Source organism: Streptomyces albidochromogenes (assembly GCF_005981925.1).
Classification (GTDB): domain Bacteria; phylum Actinomycetota; class Actinomycetes; order Streptomycetales; family Streptomycetaceae; genus Streptomyces; species Streptomyces albidochromogenes.
The window spans coordinates 1-1210 of the sequence record NZ_VBVX01000632.1 but is presented as its reverse complement, the minus strand read 5'-3'; the positions used below and the strand labels follow the sequence as shown (position 1 = coordinate 1210).

Annotated in this window: 1 protein-coding gene; it reads left to right on the top strand. The window is 72.3% G+C overall.

Annotated elements, in window-relative coordinates:
• Positions 1–287: 287 nt before the first annotated feature.
• The gene (locus tag E2E34_RS34435) at positions 288–1073 is read left to right on the top strand and encodes a hypothetical protein (protein ID WP_138905733.1); all 786 of its coding nucleotides are present in this window, start codon (positions 288–290) and stop codon (positions 1071–1073) included.
• Positions 1074–1210: the final 137 nt, after the last annotated feature.

The following is a 1210-nucleotide window of genomic DNA, read 5'->3' as shown; positions in this document are numbered from 1 at the left end:
CAGGAAGGGGGCGGGGAGGCCACAGCGGGTCTCTTTCTCGCGGATGGTGCGGTTTGTGTGGTCGTACGAACGAATCGTGTCCCCCGATACGGGGAACTCTACGAAGGCGCCAACCGTCGGCAACGATACCGGCACACCGAGCGGCCCCCACGGGACGGGTACGTGGCCGGGAGGTAGCGTCAGGGGACAGGTTCGTACTGCGGACTGCGACAATCCGTCTCCGGACGGGAACAGATCGACACACAAGACCCGTTGTGCACCGGGTCTGAGGGGAAGACGTTCACCAGATGACGGACCGACGCCGCCGCGCGGCTCTCCGCCTGCCGCTTTCCGCGACGCATGCCGGACAGCGGGGTTCTCAGTTGCTGCTGCGGGAACGCCAGTCCTCGTCGAACCCGCCCCCGTCGCCGCAGGGCGACGACAACCCCTTCGCGCCGCCGCCCGAGGGGCGGCCCGACCAGCCGTGGCAGCCGCGCAAGCCGGCGAACGGCGACGGTCAGGACGACGACGGCGGCGAGCAGCAGGACGGTCCGCCGACCGGCCAGTGGAGCCCGCGCCAGCCGGGTCGCCAGAGCGGCGGATTCGGCGGCCCCAAGCGCCCGGCCGACCCCGAGGGGTCCGGCGGGAGCGGCCCCGGACTGCGCTGGGACCCCACGGACCCCGCACAGCGCCGGGCGCGCTACGCGCTGCTGTCCGGCATGTGGGCGTTCTTCTTCGCGCTGTTCGATCTCCCCGAGATCGCGCTCCTGCTCGGCGCTCTGGCGCTGTACTGGGGCATCAGCGCGCTGCGTGCGAAGCCGGCCCGGGGCCAGGACACCACTACGGGCAGCGCCGCACCTGCCGCCGCCTCCGCACCCGCGCCGGGCACCGGCAGGCCGCTGACGACGGCGGCGGTGAGCGGCCTGGTGACGGCGGTGCTGGCGCTGGTGATCGTGGCGACGACGTTCACGGTCCAGCTGGTCTACCGCGACTACTACACGTGCGTACAGGACTCCCTGACCCAGTCCGCCCAGGCGTCCTGCAACGACCTGCTGCCGAAGCCGCTGCGGCCGGTCTTCGGCGTGAAGGACTAGCCGGCTGGGGCTTCCTGCCGCTGCCTGCTTCCCCCCGCCCTCCTCCAGCTCCTCCTGCTCCTGCTCCTGCTCCTACGGCGGTCCGTCCGGCGCGTCGCCGGGCGGACCGCCGTAGGAGCAGGAGCAGGAGCAGGAGG

Excerpts from the sequence above, each read along its gene's own strand:
- E2E34_RS34435 (WP_138905733.1), top strand. The coding sequence starts at position 288 with ATGACGGACCGACGCCGCCGCGCGGCTCTCCGCCTGCCGCTTTCCGCG.